The sequence below is a fragment of the Nocardia sp. NPDC101769 genome, from assembly GCF_044766925.1.
Lineage (GTDB): Bacteria > Actinomycetota > Actinomycetes > Mycobacteriales > Mycobacteriaceae > Nocardia.
On sequence record NZ_JBIWMX010000023.1, the window covers coordinates 94,434 to 113,720 of the forward strand.

The following is a 19,287-nucleotide window of genomic DNA, read 5'->3' on the forward strand; positions in this document are numbered from 1 at the left end:
TCCCTGAGCTCTCGGGGGCTTCGCCCGGCGAACCCGCCGAGATCGCGCCCGCGTTCATTCCCGCGGTTCGGACGGCCGCGCGTTCCCACGTAACCGCGGACGGCTATTGCGTTGCGTCGCACTGAGAGTCAGGGCCACCATCACCAGCGCGATGCCCGCGAGTTCGGGGACAGCGGGCCGCTGGGCCAGCGCGACCGCGCCGATGACGGCCGCGGTCGCCGGGAGCAGGGCCAGCAGCAAGGCGAAACGGGCGCGACCGACCGTACCCAGGACCAGCTGGTCGAGGGCATAGGGGACAGCACTGGACAGGACGCCGACACCGACGCCCAGCAGCCAGGTGCCCGGGTCCGCGAAAGCGGCTGGGGCGAGCACACATTGGCGGGTCACCAGGATCGGGGCCAGCAGGAGTGCGGCGGCGGCCATGCCGACGGCCAGGGCGTCCAGGCCCGAACCGGCATCGGCCACCCGCTTGCCGAGCAGGATGTAACCCGCCCACAGCGCCGCCGCCAGCAAGGCGAACACGACACCAGCCGGGCGGGCATCGGACGAGACACCCGCCAGCAGGACGACACCGGCGACCACCAGGGCGACAGCGAGAAGATCGCGGGCCCGGCGCGACCCGAGAGTCGCCACCGCGACCGGTCCCAGGAATTCGATGGCGACCGCCGTGCCGAGCGGGATCCGCGCGATCGCCTCGTAGAAGGCGATATTCATGCCCAGGGTCACCACGCCGAACCCGGCGGCCACCCCGATCGAGCGGCGGGTCCAGCACCGGCGCCAGGGCCGCCGCCACGCCAGCAGGGCGACACCCGCGGCCGCCGCGCGCAGCCAGGCCACCGTCGCGGGCTCGACCGTGCCGAACAGATGGACGCCGATCGCCGCGCCGAGATACTGCGAGACGCCGCCCGCAATGAAGATCAGCGGCACCGACCAGCCGGGTGGCACTGTCCGGCGCGGACTCTCGACTACGACGGACGTACCCATCCCGCCACCGTAACGCCCCGTCGGCAGGGGCCTCGGCGATCCAGCCGCGGGCGGCCCCACCGCGGCTGCCCGTTTCCTGACTCCGGTCCGCTCCCCGAACCTCGGGTCTGCCCCTGCGCCCGCGGCCTGTTCCCGTGGTCGCGACCCGCACCGCGGCCGTCACCGCCATCGTCGGCGCCACCCTGACCGCGCTCGCCGCCACCGACCCGCACACCGCACACGAGCTCACGGGTCACCCGGTGGCCGACGCTGCCCGGATCGATGGCGCATTCACCCCGCGCCGGGCGCAGATGCCGCGGGTGATCCGGACGCCGATGAGGGGTGCGCGGATCGGTTGCGCGACAACGGCGTTCGCGGCCCACGCAGAACAGCCCCGGCTCATACCGCCGCGGCTGTTCTCATACCCGGGTACTACGTGCCCGCCCCTCCGCCGGGGGACGTGGCGGGTGGACTCACGGACCTAGCGTCACCGTCATGACCACGCTCGATCGTCCGCCGCTCGCGCCGTTCACCGCCACCGTCCGTACGCGCCGGCTGCATCGCCCCCTGCTCGTCACCACCGCGGCCATGGCGGCCCTGGCCGTGTTCTCCCTGGGCGCCATGGTCGTCGACGACCGCATGCTGCTGGGCGAATCGGTGTGGCTCAAACCGCTCAAGTTCGCCATCGCCATGGTTCTCTACTGCGGCACCCTCGCATGGCTGGTGTCGTTCCCGCACCGCGGGCAGCGGCTGACCTGGTGGATGGGCGCCGTCTTCGCCGCCACCGCCATCGTGGACGTCGGTTTCGTGGTGGTGCAGGCCGCGCGCGGCACCTTCAGCCACTTCAACACCCAGCACGACGCGGTCAACACCATCGGCCAGTGGGTGTTCATGACCGGCGTGCCCGGACTGTTCCTGGCGAATCTGGTGATCGCGGTGACCCTTTCGTGGCAGCGCGTCACCGACCGGCCCACCTCGCTGGCCATCCGTGCGGGCCTGGGCATCGCGGTGTTCGGCATGGCGCTGGGCTACACCATGGGCTTCAGCGGCGAACAGCAGACCACCGACGCCTACGGGCACCCGGTGCGGCTGGGCGCGGGACACACGTTCGTCAGCGGGCAGCCCGCCGTCCGCGACGGTGTCGCGGGCATGCCGATCACACACTGGAGCACCGCCGGCGGCGACATGCGGATCGCGCATTTCGCGGGCCTGCACGGCATCCAACTGCTCATCGTGGCGGCCATCGTGCTGAGCCGCCTCGCCCCCGCCGTGACATGGCTGCACACCGAGCGCACCCGCACCCGGCTGATCGGGGTGCTGGCGCTCGGTTACACCGCTCTGGTGGCGCTGCTGATGTGGCAGGCACTGCGCGGGCAGCCGGTGACCCGGCCCGACGGTGAAACCCTCACCGCCCTCGGCCTTGTCGCCGCCGTCACCGCGCTCGGCATCGGCATCGTCTACGCACTGAGCGTGCGTGCCCTGCCCGCCGGCCGCCACGCCGCGGTCAGCGCAGCCGTTCTGCCTCGCGCGTCAACGCCACCAATGTCGCGGTGAGATCGGCGAGTTCGATCATCTCGGCGCCCTCCGCGACCGCCGTGGCCACGTCCTCGGCGGCGCAGCGGGCGGCGAACCAGCGATCGGACAGGTCCGAGACCTCCTGGGCACTGAGCACCACCGAATCCTCGGGAATGCCGGTGCCCTTCACGCTGTTTCGATGTTCGTACGCCCGCTGGCGACACGATTGCCGGCAGTACCGCCGGCGGCGTCCGATCTCCGATTCGGCGATCTCCCGCCCGCACCATTGGCAGCAGGACAGCACGCGTCGAGACATGGTCCGTCACATTAGCGGTTTGCGGCCGCGACCGGGCGGAAGGGCACGCCGCGCGGAGTGGGCGCGCCGGACGAGTAGGATGGCAGGGTTCTCCCACGGGAACCGACACGTGCGCGGCTGCGTTGACAGTAGGTAGCGCAGCTGCAGAAACACTGATGTAGAACATTGCCGACAGGCGAGAAGGGACCGCACTCATGGCAGATCGCGTACTCCGGGGGTCTCGGCTCGGAGCGGTGAGCTACGAGACCGACCGCGACCACGACCTGGCGCCGCGTCGGATGGCGCGGTACCGCACCGACAACGGCGAGGAATTCGACGTTCCCTTCGCCGACGACGCCGAAATTCCTCCGACCTGGCTGTGCCGCAACGGCCAGGAGGGCATCCTGCTCGAAGGCACCACGCAGGAGCCCAAGAAGGTCAAGCCGCCCCGCACCCACTGGGACATGCTGCTGGAGCGTCGCAGCAAGGAGGAGCTCGAGGAGCTCCTGCAGGAGCGCATGGACCTGCTCAAGACCCGCCGCCGCGGCTGAGCACAGCGACGAACGGGAAGGGCCCCGCACCACACCGGTGCGGGGCCCTTCCCGTGCCGAGGTCAGCCCGGTGAGCCGTAGTGGACGGCAAGGAGATTGGCGACGAGCTCCCGGCGGCTGCGCACCCCGGACTTCTCGAAGATGGACTTCAGGTGCTGCTGCACCGTGAACGGCGACACCACCAGGGTGGCGGCGATCTGCGGGGTGGAGTTGCCCGCCAGCACCAGCGCGGCGATCTCGTGCTCACGCATGCTGGGGCTCAGTGACTGGCCACCTTCCGGTACTGCAGCAGGGCGATCGGCACCGAGATCGCCAGGATGGCCAGCGAACAGTAGATGGAGTATTCGACGCAGTGGTCGGCGGGCCAGCCGGTGGCCGGTTTGAACGACGGCGGGGAGCCGTTGTCGAACAGCTTGCGCCCGGCCGCCGACACCGCGGTGATCGGATTCCAGGCGGCGACCGTGCGCAGCGGGCCGGGCAGCGTCTCCCCGGAGATGAATGCCGAGGAGATGAAGGTCAGCGGGAAGAGCCAGATGAGACCGGCACTCTGGGCCACCTCGACGCTGGGCGACACGAGCCCGGTGATCGCCCCGACCCACGACATGGCGAACGCGAACAGCAGGATCACCCCGAACGCCAGCACCGCGTCCATGATCGACCCGTTGATCCGCCAGCCGACCAGATACCCGCAGACCACCATGACCGCCAGCGCCAGGACATTGACCACCAGGTCCGACAGGGTGCGGCCCATCAGCACCGCCAGCCGCGACATGGGCAGCGTCCGCATCCGGTCGATGATGCCCTGGTGCAGGTCGTTGGCCAGGCCGACGGTGGTGAACGCGGCATTGAAAGCGACTGTCTGCGTGAAGATTCCGGCCAGCAGGAACTCCCGGTACTGGCTGCCGCCCAGGGACGCGCCGAAGATGTAGGCGAACAGGAACACGAACATCAGCGGCTGGATGGTGGCCGTCACCAGCAGGGTCGGCACCCGCAGGATGGTCAACAGGTTGCGGTAGGCCACGATCGCCGAGTCGCGCACCACCCGGGGTAGCAGCATGATCGGCCCCTCGACGCGCTGGCGGCCGGGCTCCTGCCCGGGTGGCGCGGGGGCTTCCGCTTCGGCGGGGAGGGTCGTCACGACAGGATCTCCTCTTGGACAGACTCGGGGGCGGGGACGGCCGGCTTGCGTTCACCGGATTTGCCGGTGAGGGAAAGGAATACGTCGTCGAGGGTGGGCCGGTCCACGACGGCGTCGACCACGTGCACCCCGGCGTCGTCGAGGCGGCGCAGCGCCTCCACCATGGTGCGGGTGCCGTCGCCGACCACCACGGTGACCGCGACGGCGCCCTCGTCGAATTCGGCTTCGCCGATGCCCACCTCACCCAGCACCTGCTGCGCGGGGGCAGGATCCTGCCCGGGCGCGAGGGTGACGGTGAGCTTGTCGCCGCCGATGGACGTCTTCAGTTCGTCGGCCGAACCGCGGGCGATGACCCGCCCGTGATCGATGACGGTGATGCGGTCGGCGAGGAGGTCGGCCTCCTCCAGGTACTGGGTGGTGAGCAGCACGGTGGTGCCGTCGTCGACGAGTTCGCCGATGACACGCCACATGTCGAGGCGCCCGCGCGGATCCAGACCGGTGGTCGGCTCGTCCAGCACGACCACCGGGGGCCGACACACCAGCGCCCCCGCCAGGTCCAGCCGGCGGGCCATACCGCCGGAGTAGGTGCCCGCCCGCCGCCCGGCCGCGTGGTCGAGGCCGAGGGCGGTGAGCAGTTCGGTAGCGCGTTCGGCGGCCCGCTTGTGGTTCATGCCGTACAACCGGGCCACCATGCGCAGGTTCTCGAATCCGGACAGATTGGCGTCGATGGCCGCGTACTGGCCCGACAGGCCGATCCGGGTGCGAACGCGAGCCGGATGCTTCAGCACGTCCACTCCTGTGACGTGCACCGAGCCCGCGCTCGGGCGCAGCAGGGTGGTGACGATGCGGACCGTGGTGGTCTTGCCCGCGCCGTTGGGCCCGAGCAGTCCCATCACCGTGCCGGACGGGATCTCGAGATCGATACCGTCGAGCACCCGCACCTTGCCGTAATACTTCACCAACCCTTGGACTTCCACGGCCAGACTCATCGCATACCCTCCCGCCGGGCTCGAATGGCTGCCAGCTGATCCCGCAACGCCGGCCCGATGACGGCGAGGGATTCGGGCGTTGTCATGCCGGCGTGCGTGCAGCGCACCAGCTGGTCGTGCACCGCACCGGTGACGTAGGGCTGCCAGGACAGGGCACAGCGGTCCGGGTCGGCCCGGTTGATCTCGTCGTCGGCGGCGGTGAAGAACAGCAGATCACCGTCGAAGACGCGGGGCCGGAACCCGTGCGCCTGCACCGCGCCGTTCTCGTATCCGGTGTAGAGCCGTTCCAGGTGCTCGACGGTGAGCGCCGCGAACGGCCCGGATCGCCCGCGGAGCAGTTCGGCCGCCTCGGTGAGCGTCATGCGCGAATCGATGTCGGCGTCACCGCCGAGCAGGTCGGAACCGAATTCGGCGACCACGGCGGCCACCGACGGCACCGCCTCCTCGAGCCACCGATCCGACAGCTGGTAGCTGTCCATCAGGGCCAGCAGCGCGACCTCGTCACCGGCCTCCTGCAGCTGCACGGCCATCTCGTGGGCGATGAGCCCGCCCAGCGACCAGCCCAGCACCTGGTAGGGGCCCGTGGGCTGCACCGACTTCATCTGCGCCACATAGTGTTTCGCAGCTTCGGCGATGGTGCGGTGACTGTCCTCCCCGGCCACGTGCGGGGCCTGCAGGCCGTACACGGGCTGCTCCTGCGGCAGATGCGACAGCAGCCCGGCGAAGCACCAGGACAGGCCGATGGCCGGATGAACGCAGAACAGCGGCGGCACACCGGAATCGGCGACCGCCCGCAGCGGCAGCACCGCGCCCAGGGCCGCGGTCAGCGCGGCGCCCGCGTCGCCCTCGGCGGCGGCGAGCCGCCCGGCGATGGCGGCCGGGGTGGACTCGCCGAACATGGCCTGCACCGGTAGGTCGATGCCGCCGGCCCGCAGCTGGGCCACCACCTTGGTGGCCAGCAGCGAGTTGCCGCCGAGTTCGAAGAACCCGTCGTCGGCGCCGACCTGTTCGACACCCAGCACGTCGGCGAAGGCGGCGCACAGCGCCTCCTCCACCGGGGTGGCAGGGGCCCGGTAGCCCTCGCGGGCCGCGAACACCGGGTCCGGCAATGCCTTCCGGTCGAGCTTGCCGACCGGGGACAGCGGCACCCGGTCCAGCAGCATGATCGACTGCGGGACCATGTAGTTGGGCACCAGTGCGGCCACGTGCGCGGTCAGCTCGGCGGTGGTGGGCGCGGTTCCGGTGCGCGGCTTCACATACGACACCAGCGCGGTGGAGCCGGCCGGGGTGCGGTGCCCGATGGTGGTGGCGAACTCCACCTCCGCGTGCTTGGCGAGCGCCGCGTCGATCTCGCCGAGTTCGATGCGGAAGCCGCGGATCTTGACCTGGTGGTCGGTGCGGCCGAAGTACTCCAGATCCCTTGCGCCGCCCTCGCTTTCGAGCCAGCGGACCAGATCGCCGGTGCGATACATGCGCTCACCGGGCTTACCGAACGGGTTGGCCACGAAGCGCTGCGCGGTCAGGCCCGGGCGGCGCAGGTAGCCGCGCGCCAGCGCCGCGCCGGCCAGGTGCAGTTCACCGGTGACCCCGGCCGGGGTCGGGTGCAGGCGCGCGTCGAGCACGGTCGCGCCGACCCCGCGGATGGGTCCGCCGATGGTGATCGGCCCGCCGGGTGTCATGGGGTGCGAGATCACAGTGACGATGGTGGTCTCCGTCGGCCCGTACACGTTGTAGAACTTGCGGCCCGGGGCCCACCGACTGACCAGGTCCGGTGGCAGCGCCTCACCGCCGACCAGCACATGCCGCAGCGCGGTCACGCCGGCCGGATCGACGGTGCCCAGCGCCGAGGTGGTGATGAAGGCATGGGTGATGCCCTCCTCCATGAACACCTGCCCCAGTTCCTGCCCGCCGACCACGCCCGGCGGGCTGATCACCAGCGTGGCGGCTCCGCCGAGAGCGAACAGCAGATCCAGCATGGCGGCGTCGAAACTCGGTGTGGCGAAGTGCAGGACCCGGCAGCCGGGGCCGACGTCGAAGCGCTCCGCGGTCTCGGCGGCGAAGTTGGAAAGGCCGCCGTGGGTGACGACCACGCCCTTGGGGATGCCGGTGGAGCCGGAGGTGTAGATGACGTAGGCCGGGTTGTGCATGCGCAGCGGCACGGTGCGTTCGGCGTCACGGATCGGCGCGTCGGAGGTGGCGAGCACCCGCCGCCGGAACGACGGCGCGTCCAGCATCGTCCAGTTGGCCCCGTCGGGCATGCGCTCCCGGTAGCCGGACAGCGTGATGCCCACGGCCGCACCCGAATCCAGCAGCATGTGGCTGATGCGCTGCTCCGGATAGTTGGGGTCGACGGGCACGAACGCGGCGCCGGCCTTGGCGATGGCCAGCATCACCGCCACCGATTCGGCCGAACGCGGAATCCCCATGGCGACCAGGGTTTCCGGGCCCACGCCGTAGCCGATGAGTACGCGGGCCAGCCGGTTGGTCCAGCGGTCCAGGGCGTCGTAGGAGATCTGGGTGCCGGCGGAGCGGACCGCGATGGCGGACCGGTTGAGGTTGGCTGCGGCCTCGAACACCTCCGGGAAGGTGATGGACTGGCCGGGCTCGGTGCCGCGCACCGGTGCCAGCGCCGACCACTCGGCCGAGTCCAGCAGGTCCAGATCGCCCACGGCGGTGGCCGGATGCGCGGCGGCCGCGGCCAGCAGCCGCACGAAGCGCTGTGCCAGCCGCTGCGCCGTCGCCGCCTCGAACAGGTCGGACGCGTAGTTCACCGACACCGTGATGCCGTCGGGTTCGCGGCGCGGCGTCCAGGATTCGGTGAGGGTGAACTGCAGGTCGAACTTGGCGATGCCCGGGTCGGCGTCGTCGGCCTCGATGCGCATGGCGGGCAGCTCCAGCACCTGCGCGGGCTGGTTCTGCACCGACAGCATGACCTGGAACATCGGGTGATGTGCCTGGGAGCGCACCGGATTCAGCACCTCGACCAGGCGCTCGAACGGCACGTCGGCGTTGGCGAAGGCCTCCAGGTCGGTGTTGCGGACCGCGCGCAGCAGGTCGCCGAATGCGGCGCCGCCGTCGATTCGGGTGCGCAGCACCAGGGTGCCGACGAACATGCCGACCAGGCGGTCCAGCGCCGGATGTCCGCGTCCCGCAATGGGTGTACCGACCGTGATGTCGTCGCCGTGCGTCAGGCGATGCAGCAGTGCTATGAGTGCCGCGTGCAGCACCATGAACATGGTGACGCCGTGTTCGGCTGCCAGCACCTGCAATTCGCGGTGGGTGAAAGCGTCGAGCTTGCACTCCACCGTGCCGCCCTGGTAGGTCGGCACCGGCGGCCGTGGCCGGTCGGCGGGAACGGAGAGCAGTTCCGGCATGCCGTCGAGGGCGCGTCGCCAGTAGTCGAGCTGGCGGCTGATCACCGACTCCGGATCATCCTCGCGGCCCAGCACATCCTGCTGCCACAGCGTGTAATCGGCGTACTGGATGGGCAGTTCGGGCCATTCCGGGGTCTGCTTGCCGGTGTGCGCCCGGTAGGCGGCGGCCACATCGGCGGCCAGCGGCTGCAGCGACCAGCCGTCCATGGCGATGTGGTGCACGACCAGCACCAGCACGTGCTCGGAATTGCTGCCGGTCAGGCGCAGCAGGGCCGCACGCACCGGCACGCTGGTGGCCAAATCGAAACCGCCGGCGGTGAGGCGGCGGATCTCGCCGGGCACCTCGTCCGCGGCGACCGTCCGCACCGGCAGGCCGACCGCCCCCTCGCCCGGATCCAGGATCCGCTGGCAGGGTTCACCGTCGATCTCCGGGAAGACGGTGCGCAGGATCTCGTGACGGTCCTGGACGGCGTGCAGGGCTGCGCGCAGGGCCGGGATGTCCAGCTCGCCGTGCAGGCGCAGGGCGACCGGAACGTTGTAGGCGCCCAGTGCTTCTCCGTGCTCGCCGGCGTTGAACTTCTCCAGGAACCACAGCCGCCGCTGGGCCGCGGAGAGCGGGATCCGCGCGGGCCGGGTGCGCCGGCGCGGTTCCGGCCGAAGATCCGCCGAGGAGGATCCGGCATCCAGGGCGGCGGCCAGTCCGGCCACGGTGGGCGAGGCGAAAACCGACCGCACCTCCAGTCGCACCCCGGTGGCGGTGGCCAGCCGGGCCACCAATTGGGTGGCCAGCAGCGAGTTTCCGCCGATCTCGAAGAAGCTGTCGTCCGCGCCCAGGGCCTCGGTGCCGACCAGCTCCCCCATCACCTCGGCGACCAGGCGCTCGGTGTCGGACTCCGGTTCCCGCGAGACCCCGGCAACGACGGCCGTGGGTTCCGGCAGCGCGTCGCGATCGAGCTTGCCGACCGGGGTGAGCGGAATGTGGTCGAGCAGGGCGAGGGCGCTGGGCACCATGTGCGCCGGCAGGTGCGCCGCGCAGTGGGCACGCAGCTCCTCGGGGTCGGGCGCGGCGGCGAGGTCCATGGGCAGCACGAACGACACGATGCGGCGCTCGCCGGCGATCTCGCGAACCTCGGTGTGGGAGAAGCTGATTGCGCGGTGGGCGGTGAGCACGCCGTCGATCTCGCCCAGCTCGATGCGGAAACCACGCAGCTTCACCTGATGGTCGCTGCGGCCCAGGTAGACGATGTCACCGTCGGAGGTCCAGCGCACCACGTCGCCGGTGCGGTAGAGGCACGAACCCTCCGGGCCGTACGGGTCCGCGACGAACCGGGAGGCGGTGAGATCGAACCGCTCGAAATAGCCGCGCGCACAACCCTGTCCGCCGATGTACAGCTCGCCGGGCACGCCGACCGGGACCGGGCGCAGGCGCTCGTCCAGGACCACGGCGCGGGCGCCGCGGACCAGGTTGCCTACGGTGATGGGCTCGCCGACCCTGAGCGGTCCGGCAATGGTGACCACGATGGTGGTCTCCGTCGGGCCGTACACATTGAACATCATGCGGCCGGGGGCCCAGCGCGCCACCAGTTCCGGTCCCAGGGCCTCGCCGCCGGCCATGATCGCGCGCAGGTGCGGCAGCGGCCAGCGGTCCCGGTCGATGGTCGCCAGCGCGGCCGGGGTGATGAAGGTGTGGCTGACCTGTTCGCGGTCCATGAACGCGGCCAGTTCGTCGCCGCCGTACACATCGGGCGGGACGATGATCATGGTCGCGCCCGCACAGATCGCGAACAGCAGGTCGTAGACGGAGGCGTCGAAGCTGGGAGACGCGAAGTGCATCGTCCGCGAGTCCCGGTCGACCCGCGCGCGCTCGCGGACCTCGTCCGCGAAATTGGACAGGCCGCCGTGAGTGACGGCCACGCCCTTGGGTTTTCCGGTCGAGCCGGAGGTGTAGATGATGTACGCCAGATCCGTGGTCCACAGGGTGGTGGTGCGCTCGGCGTCGGTAATCGGGCCGTCGTCGAGAACCTCGAGTTCTTCGAGCAGTACGGCGTCGTCGAGCAGCAGCCACTGCACACCGTCGCCGCCGCCGGCGGCGTGGAGCCGGTCGGCGTGCTCGGTCATGCTGATACCCACCCGGCAGCTGGAGTCGGTGAGCATGTGCTGCACCCGGTCCGCCGGATAGTTGGGGTCCACCGGCACGAACGCCGCACCGCACTTGGTGACGGCCAACGCCGTCAGTACCGACTCCGCCGACCGGGTCAGGCCCAGCGCCACCCGGTCCCCCGGGCCCAGGCCGCGGTGGATCAGGGCCCGCGCCAAGCGGTTCGAGTACACGTCGGATTCCAGGTAGGTGAGCTCGATGTCGTCGGAATGCAGGAACACCCGGTCTGCATTGAGGTGCGCGGTGGCCGCGAAGTAGGCAGCCAGGCTGCACTGCGGTTCCGGCGCGGGACCCCAGGCCGGGGTGAACATGTTGTGCTCGAGTTCGGTGCGCGCGTCGATGTCACGGACGCGCACGTGCGGGTCGGCGGTGACGGCGCCGAACACCTTGACCAGGCGCTCGGCCAGGGTGCCGACCGTCGCCTGGTCGAAAAGCTCGGCGGCGTAGACGAATTCGAAGACCCGCTGGTCCTCGCCCGCGCCGGGCAGCACCCGCAGCTCCAGATCGAACTTGGCCAGCGCGATATCGAGTTCCTCGGCCTGCAGCGACAATCCCGGCAGCCGCAGCGCGGGCACCGGGGCGTCCTGCACGGTCAGCGCGACCTGCAGCAGCGGGCTCGCGCCGTAGCGGCGCTGCCGGGCATCCGCGGCCTGCAGTTCCTCCACGACCCGCTCGTAGGGCACCTCGGCATGCGCCATGGCGGCGAGTTCGGTGTCGCGGTCGGCCTGCAGCAGTTCGGCGAAGCTGCGGTCGGGGTCCACATCCGAGCGCAGGATCAGCGTATTGACGAACATGCCGACCAGATCGTCGAGGCGGGTATCGGTGCGCCCGGCCACCGCGGTACCGACGACCACGTCGCGGCCGCCGGTGACCACGCGCAGCAGCACGGCCACCGTGGAGCGCAGCACCATGAACAGGCTGACGCCGTGTGCCCGCGCGACCTCGGCGAGCCTGCGCTGCACGGCTTCCGGCACCTCGAACCGCACCGATCCGGCCCGCTGGGTGGGTTCGGCCGGGCGGGGCCGGTCGTAGGGCAGCGGCAGCTCCCCGGGCAGGTCGGCCAGCGCGATGCGCCAGTAGGCCAGTTGGGTGGCGGCGGCGCTCTCGGCGTCGTCCTCCGTGCCGAGAATGTCGCGCTGCCACAGGCTGAAGTCGGCGTACTGCACCGGCAACGGCGTCCAGGTGGGCGCGGCACCGCCGTGGCGGGCGGTGTAGGCGATGGCCAGGTCCCGGGTGAGCGGGCCCAGCGACCAGCCGTCCGCGGCGATGTGGTGCAGTGCGATGCCGAGCAGGTGCCGGCGGGTTCCGGTGCGCAGCAAGGTGATCCGCAGCGGGATCTCGCGGGTCAGGTCGAAGCCGCGGCGCGCCAGCGAGCGCAGGGTGTGACGCGCGCCGACCTCGTCGGTCTCGACCACGTCCAGCACCGGCAGGCACCGTGCCAGGTCCAGCACCACCTGGTAGGCGCCCTGATCGTCCTCCGGGAAGACGGTGCGCAGCACCTCGTGGCGCTCCACCACATCGGCCAGGGCCGCCCGCAACGCGTCGATATCCGGATCGCCATCGATCCGCAGCACGAATGCGATGTTGTAAGCGCTGGATTCGGGGGAATATCTGTTGAGGAACCACAGCCGCTGCTGCGGCAGCGACAGTGGCACGCGCTCCGGGCGCGGCGTACGCACAGCCAGCGCTACACGCTGGGCCCGGGGCGCTTCCGCCAGACGTGCGGCCACCCCGGACACCGTCGGCAGCTCGAAGACGTCGCGCACCGGCAGCTCCACCCCGAACTCGCTGTGCAGGGCCGCGGTCAGGCGGGTGGCCAGCAGCGAGTTGCCGCCGATCTCGAAGAAGTTGTCCTCCGCGCCGGGTGTGATGCCGCCCAGCACACTGCCGAAGACCAGTGCGACCTGTTGCTCCAGTTCGGTTTCCGGTGCGCGGGTGGGCGCGGCGGCCACGAACTCCGGTGCGGGCAGCGCCTTGCGGTCCAGTTTGCCGGTCGGGGAGACCGGTAGGGCATCGAGCACGGTGACCGCGGCGGGCACCATGTAGCCGGGCAGCCGTCCGCGCGCGGTCTCGAGCACCGCGGCCGGGTCCAGCTCGGTGTCGGCGGTGAGATAGGCCACCAGACGCGGGATTCCGCGCTCGTCGTGGTGAACGATGGTGAGCGCGAAGGTGACTCCCGGATGCGTGGCCAGCACGTGGTCGATCTCGCGCAGTTCGATGCGGAAGCCGCGGATCTTGATCTGATCGTCGGCCCGGCCCAGGAAGCGCAGCTGTCCCTCCCGGTCGGCGATCACGAGATCGCCGGTGCGGTACATGCGTTCACCGCGCCGCCCGTGCGGATTGGCCGGGAAGTGTTGCGCGGTCAGGCCGTACCGGCCCAGGTAGCCGCGCGCCAGGCCGGGACCCGACAGGTACAGCTCGCCCGCCACACCCGGCGGTACCGGTTGCAGACGGCCGTCGAGTACGAACAGCCGCATGCCGCGCACGGGGCCGCCGATCGGCACCGGCTGGCCCGCGAGCATGGGCCCGGTGGCGGTGGCGGCGACCGTAGCCTCGGAGGGCCCGTACATGTTGTGCATGCGCCGCGCCGGGAGTCCGGGCCGGGAGTCCGGTGCGGTCCAGACCTCGACGAGGTCCTCGGGGCAGGCCTCCCCGCCGACGATGACGGCCTCCAGCTCCGGCAGGTCGCCGGCGGGCACGGTGGCTAGGGCGGCCGGCGTGACGAAGGCGTGCGTCACATGCTCCTCGCGCAGGATAAGCGCCAGCTCGGCGCCGCCGAAGACGCCCGCGGGCACCACCACGATGGTGGCCCCGGCCGCGAAACCGAGCAGCAGCTCCAGCACCGAGGCATCGAAGCTGGGCGACGAGAAGTGCAGGGTGCGAGCCGAATCGGTGACCTTGAACAGGTGCATCTGCTCGTGCGCCAGCGAGGCGATGCCCCCATTGGTGACCACCACGGCCTTGGGCTTGCCGGTTGAACCCGAGGTATAGATCAGGTAGGCCGGGCCGCCGATGCGCAGCGGGTGGTGCCGGTCCGCGTCGGTGACCGGGGTGTCGGGGAACTGCGCACACTCCTGCGCGAGCTGCTCGGAGCCGAGCAGGAGCCAGTCGACGTAGCTCTTGCGGTGGCGGCCCCGATTGCCGGGCCAGATGGTCGGCATGTTCTCGTGCCGTTCGGCATTGGTGAGACCCAGCATGGCACCGGAATCGGCCAGCATGTGGGCGATGCGATCGGCCGGATAGTCGGGGTCGACGGGCACGTACGCGGCACCGGTCTTGGCCACCGCCCACACCGCGAGGATGCTCTCCAGGCTGCGCGGCAGCGCGATCGCCACCACCACCTCCGGGCCCGCGCCGTGCTCGATCAGCACCCGCGCCAGGCGGTTCGAGCGTTCGTCCAGCTCCCGGTAGGTCGTATCGACGCCGAGGTAGCGGACCGCGACCGCGTCGGGCACGCGCTCGGCGGTGTCGCTGAGCAGCCGGGCCAGGGTGATGCTGGGCTCGGCGGGGGCACCCGTGATCGGCACCAGCTTCGCGATCTCCCGGCCGTCCAGCAGCGGCAGGTCGCCGACCGGCGTGGTGGGTTCGGCGACCGCGGCGGCCAGTATCGCGCCGAAGCGCCGCGCGATGGTCTCCACCGTCGTCCGGTCGAAAACGTCGGCGGCATAACCGAATTCGGCGGTGAATCCGGCGTCCTCGGCGGGGATCCCGGCGGGTTCGTGGACGGTCAGCTGCAGATCGAACTTGGCGACGTCGGTAGCCAGGGGCACCACCTCGGTCTCCACACCGGGCAGATCGACGTCCGGCTCGGGGTTGCTGTCGTAGGACAGCATCACCTGGAAGAGGGGGTGGCGGGCGGCCGAGCGCTCGGGATTGACCACCTCGACGAGCCGCTCGAACGGCACGTCGGCATTGGCCAAGGCATTGAGGTCGGTTTCGCGGACCTCGGCGAGCATGCGGTCGAAGCCGGCAGCCGGGTCCACCCGGGTGCGCAGCACGAGGGTGTTGACGAACATGCCGACCAGATCGTCGAGCGCCGGATCGCTGCGCCCGGCGATCGGGGTGCCGATCACGATGTCGGTGGTGTTGCACAGGCGCGCGAGCACCGTGGCCAGCGCGGCGTGCAGGACCATGAAGGTGCTGACCCCGCGTGCGGCGGCCACGCCGGCCAGTGCCCGGCGGGTCTGCGCGGAGATGCCGAACTCGACGGTGCCGCCGGCGGTGCTGCGGTGCCGCGGGCGGGGGCGGTCCAGTGGCAGGTCCAGCTGGTCGGGTAGGTCGGCGAGCGCGGCGCGCCAGAAGGCGAGCTGCCGGGCCAGGGCACTGGCCGGGGTGGCCTCGTCGCCGAGCAGTTCCCGTTGCCACAGTGCGAAATCCGCGTACTGCACCGGTAGCGGCGTCCACTGCGGCGCCACGCCCTGGGCGCGGGCAGCGACCGCGGTGATGATGTCGCGGCTCAACGGGGCGATGGACCAGCCGTCGCAGCTGATGTGGTGCAGCACCACCAGGAATAGGTGGGTGCCGGGCCCGGTGGCGTACAGCGCCACCCGGACCGGGGCCTGGCTGCGCAGATCGAAGCCGTACCCGGCGAATTCGCTCGCCAGCGCGACGGCGTCCGCGCCCGTAGCGTCGATGGGATCGAGGGTGAGCGGGATCTCCGAGGCCGGGTGCACCCGCTGGCAGGGCCCGTCGGGGGTGTCGGGGAAGATGGTGCGCAGGCTCTCGTGTCGTTCCAGCACATCCACCAGGCCGGCCCGCAGCGCCGGAATATCAAGGGGCCCGGTCAGTTTCACCGCGAAGGCCATATTGTAGGCCGCCGCGTGCTCGGCGAACCGGTTCAGGATCCACAACCGCTGCTGGGCCAGCGACAGCGGAATCTGTTGCGGCCGTTGCCCGGCCACCAGTTTCGGGGAGGTGTTCTCCGGCTCTTCGGTCGAGAGCCGTGTGGCCAGCGCGGTGACGGTGGACGTTTCGAACAGATCGCGGATGGTGAGGGACGCGCCGAGGGCCGCGTTCACGCGCGCGACCGCCCGGGCACCGGTCAGCGAGTTGCCGCCCAGGTCGAAGAAGCTGTCCTCGACGTCGAATTCGTCGGTGCCGAGCACCTCGGCGAAGATCCCGCTGAGCTGGCGTTCCATGGCGGTGCGGGGGGCGGCGACGGGCCGGGCCGGGCGGCGGGCGCCCGCCTCGGGTGCGGGCAGGGCCTTGCGGTCCACCTTGCCATTGGCGCTGAGCGGTAGTTTGTCGAGCACCATGAGGAACGACGGCACCATGTAGCTGGGCAGGGTCCGGCGCAACGCGGCGGTGAGGTCGGAGGCGTCGAGGGCGCCGACGCCGGGCGCGGCCACGACGTAGCCGAGGAGTTCGTCCCCGCTGCGGCCGCGGCGGGCCACGCACACGGCGCGCGCGACGCGGGCGTCGGCCAGCAGGACGGCCTCGACCTCGCCGAGTTCGATCCGCAGGCCGCGCACCTTGACCTGGAAGTCGCTGCGGCCCAGGTATTCCAGGACGCCCGCGGTGCCCGTGCCGCGCCAGCGCACCAGGTCGCCGGTGCGGTACATGCGGGCGCCGGGGGTGAACGGGTTGGCCACGAAACGGTCGGCGGTGAGGGCGCCACGGCCCACATACGCCCGGGCCAGCTGCACACCGGCCAGGTACAGCTCACCCACGACGCCCGGGGCGACCGGCTGGAGTCGGGCGTCCAGCACATAGGTGTGGGTGTTCCAGATGGGCGAGCCGATCGGGACGTCGGTGCTGCCCGGAGTGCAGTGCCAGGCGGTGACATCGACGGCGGCCTCGGTCGGGCCGTACAGGTTGTACAGCTCCGGCGCGCCGGCGCCGGTGCCGAGGGCGGCGTGGAAATCGGCGACGGTGGCTGCGGGCAGCGCCTCACCGGAGCAGAAGACCCGCGACAGTCCGGTGCAGCCCCGCACATCGGTGTCGGTGAGGAACACCGACAGCATGGACGGCACGAAATGCGCGGTGGTGACGCCCTTCTCGGCGATGATGCGGGCCAGATACGCGGGATCGCGGTGCCCGTCGGGGACGGCGATGACCAAGCGGGCCCCGATCTGCAAGGGCCAGAAGAACTCCCACACCGAGACGTCGAAGGTGGCGGGGGTCTTCTGCAATACCACGTCGGAGGAGTCGAGCGGGTAAGCGTCCTGCATCCAGCGCAGCCGGTTCACGATGGCGGCGTGGGTGACGCCCACGCCCTTGGGCTCGCCGGTGGAACCGGAGGTGAAGATGACGTACGCGAGGTGGTCGGGACGCAGCGGCGCGGTCCGATCGGCGTCGGTGACCGGGCGGCCCGGATGCCGCGACACATCCGCGGTGTCGATGTCGAATCGCGGTGCGGTGCCGGGCATGTCGAGCTTGTCGCGCGAAGCGGTGAGTACGCACAGCGGCCGGGCCTGGTCGAGGATGGCCCCGATGCGGTCGGCCGGGTGGTCCGGGTCGATGGGCAGGTAGGCGGCACCCGCCTTGACGATGGCGTACATGCCGACCAGCAGGTCGAGGCTGCGGCGGACGGCCAGGCCGACCAGGGTGTCGGGTCCCGCGCCGCGGGCAATGAGTTCGCGGGCCAGCCGGTTGGCGCGCTCGTCGAAGGCGGCGTAGGTGAGGGTCACGCCCTCGTAGTCGAGCGCGATCCGGTCGGCGGAGGCGGCGGCCCGGTCGGCGAACAGCCCGGCCAAGGTGCCCTCCTGGCGGGCCACCTGGGTCGAATTCCATTCGTGCAGTACGCGTTCGCGTTCCGGATCGGTGAGCACCGGCATGTCGGCGACCGGCGTCTCCGGGTCGGCGGACACGAAGCGGACCAGGTAATCCAGCAGCCGGCTGTGGTGCGCGGTGAGTTCGGCATCGCTGTAGAGGCGCGGGTTGCCCTCGAAGTCGATGTGGATGTGACCGCCGAGACCGTTGTACAGGTTGATCGACAGGTCCTCGACCGGGCCGGTGGACAGCACGTTGATGGAACCCATCAGGCTGCCGAACTTCAGCTCGCTGTGGAAGAGCATGAGGTTGACCATGGGGCCGAAGAAGCCGCGGGCGTCGCGCGAATAGCCGCAGTCCCGGCGGATATCGTCGCTGCGATAGCGCTGGTGGCGCAGGGCGCCGGTGATCTGCAGCTCGACCGCGCGCACGGTGTCGGCGACGGTGTGGGCGTCGGTGAACTGCACGCGGATGGGCACCACGTTCGAGACCACACCGCTGGAACGGCGCAGCGCCACGGTGGTGCGCGCGGACACGGGCAGGCTCAGCACCACGTCCTGGGTGCCGGTGACGGCCCGCACGTAACCGGCCAGGGCGGCCACGAACAACGCGGAGCTGTTGGAGCCGAACGCGGTCGCGGCCGCCTCGACGGCGGCCTGGGCATCATCGGCGAGCACGGCGGTCGTGCTGCGGCGGCCGGCGTCGGACACCGCGGGCAGCATTCCGTTGCTGGACAGGGTGATCGGCTCGCCGGCCCCGTCGAGCTGCTGGCGCCAGTAGTCGCTGTCGGTGACGAAGCGGCTGGTCTCGCGGTAGCGGTTCTCGTCGGAGTAGATGGTGGCCAGCGGGGTGGCCCGGGAGTTCGCCGGCTCGTCGTGAGCTTCGAGGGCCGTATAGATCTCCGCGGCGCGGGCGGTGGCGTTCATGGCGCCGTAGCCGTCGATGACGATGTGGTGGCCGCGGCTGTACCAGATCCAGTCGGAGTCGCCGACCTGGAGCACCACATTGGTGGTGAGCGGGTCGCGTTCGATGTCGATGGGCGAGCTGGCGTGCTCGTTCATCCAGGCGAGGGCCGCGGCGCGCGGGTCGGCCTCGGCGCGCAGGTCGTAGCGGGCCCAGCCGGGCCGCCAGTGGAAGTCGACCAACTGGTGCGGCACTCCGTCGATCTCGAGCAGGCGCACGTGCCCGCATTCGGTCTCGGCTCCGTAGCGCTCGATGGCGTACAGCAGGCGGCCGACGTCCAGATCGCCGTGAATCTCGACGTATTGCGCGATGGTGAGGGGGATGTCGGGCCGGATGCGCTGGGCGTACCAGAGAGCCGACTGCGCGGGAGAGAGCGCGAAGGGTTGAGCCGAGAATTCACCCGAAGAACATTGGTCGACATGGTCGGTGGCCAATGAACTCATCAAAGAACTCCGTTCTGCCGCTGTAGACGCAACTCCCCTAGCCCCGAAAATCGATCACGGCCCGTCCCCGATGGCCCCGCGATCGCGCGCATGCGCAAGCCGTAGGACGTGATCCACGTCCTATGATTCGGAGCATCCCGCCGAGTGGATCGGTGGTGATCTCGAGTCGTCCGCAACGAACAGGCGT

The 19,287-nt window shown here is 70.8% G+C and carries 9 protein-coding genes; 3 read left to right on the forward strand and 6 right to left on the reverse strand.

Translation table 11 applies throughout. The annotated features are described in order from the left end of the window. Positions 1–54 precede the first annotated feature (54 nt). The gene (locus tag ACIRRA_RS30360) at positions 55–984 is read right to left on the reverse strand and encodes an EamA family transporter (protein ID WP_402775125.1); all 930 of its coding nucleotides are present in this window, start codon (positions 982–984) and stop codon (positions 55–57) included. Positions 985–1,118: 134 nt separating this feature from the next. On the opposite strand from ACIRRA_RS30360, the gene ACIRRA_RS30365 reads away from it, so the two are divergent. Further along, on the forward strand, positions 1,119–1,448 hold the full coding sequence (locus ACIRRA_RS30365; RefSeq protein ID WP_402775128.1) for a hypothetical protein: 330 nt from the start codon (positions 1,119–1,121) through the stop codon (positions 1,446–1,448). A 10-nt stretch (positions 1,449–1,458) separates the two neighbouring features. Next, the gene (locus ACIRRA_RS30370) at positions 1,459–2,517 is read left to right on the forward strand and encodes a hypothetical protein (protein WP_402775131.1); all 1,059 of its coding nucleotides are present in this window, start codon (positions 1,459–1,461) and stop codon (positions 2,515–2,517) included. Here ACIRRA_RS30370 and ACIRRA_RS30375 read toward each other — a convergent pair. Continuing rightward, on the reverse strand, positions 2,468–2,794 hold the full coding sequence (locus tag ACIRRA_RS30375; RefSeq protein ID WP_040857932.1) for a hypothetical protein: 327 nt from the start codon (positions 2,792–2,794) through the stop codon (positions 2,468–2,470). The genes ACIRRA_RS30370 and ACIRRA_RS30375 overlap by 50 nt on opposite strands. Positions 2,795–2,988: 194 nt before the next feature. Here ACIRRA_RS30375 and ACIRRA_RS30380 point away from each other — a divergent pair, with 194 nt between their 5' ends. After that, on the forward strand, positions 2,989–3,324 hold the full coding sequence (locus ACIRRA_RS30380) for an RNA polymerase-binding protein RbpA (RefSeq protein ID WP_379396508.1): 336 nt from the start codon (positions 2,989–2,991) through the stop codon (positions 3,322–3,324). Positions 3,325–3,386: 62 nt separating this feature from the next. Here ACIRRA_RS30380 and ACIRRA_RS30385 read toward each other — a convergent pair whose 3' ends face one another. The 4 genes from ACIRRA_RS30385 to ACIRRA_RS30400 all read right to left on the reverse strand — a co-directional run bounded on the left by ACIRRA_RS30385 (position 3,387) and on the right by ACIRRA_RS30400 (position 19,100). Further along, complete coding sequence (locus ACIRRA_RS30385) at positions 3,387–3,575, reverse strand: helix-turn-helix transcriptional regulator (protein WP_402775136.1); 189 nt, start codon at positions 3,573–3,575, stop codon at positions 3,387–3,389. Between the two features lie 8 nt (positions 3,576–3,583). Then, positions 3,584–4,381 carry an ABC transporter permease gene (locus ACIRRA_RS30390; protein WP_402775261.1) on the reverse strand — a complete coding sequence of 266 codons (798 nt, stop codon included), beginning with the start codon at positions 4,379–4,381 and terminating at the stop codon, positions 3,584–3,586. A gap of 77 nt (positions 4,382–4,458) precedes the next feature. After that, entirely contained in the window at positions 4,459–5,451 is a 993-nt protein-coding gene (locus tag ACIRRA_RS30395; RefSeq protein WP_402775139.1) for an ATP-binding cassette domain-containing protein, read from the reverse strand. Continuing rightward, positions 5,448–19,100, reverse strand: coding sequence for an amino acid adenylation domain-containing protein (locus ACIRRA_RS30400; protein ID WP_402775142.1), 13,653 nt, complete (start codon positions 19,098–19,100; stop codon positions 5,448–5,450). The genes ACIRRA_RS30395 and ACIRRA_RS30400 overlap by 4 nt, the downstream gene beginning before the upstream one ends. Positions 19,101–19,287 lie beyond the last annotated feature (187 nt).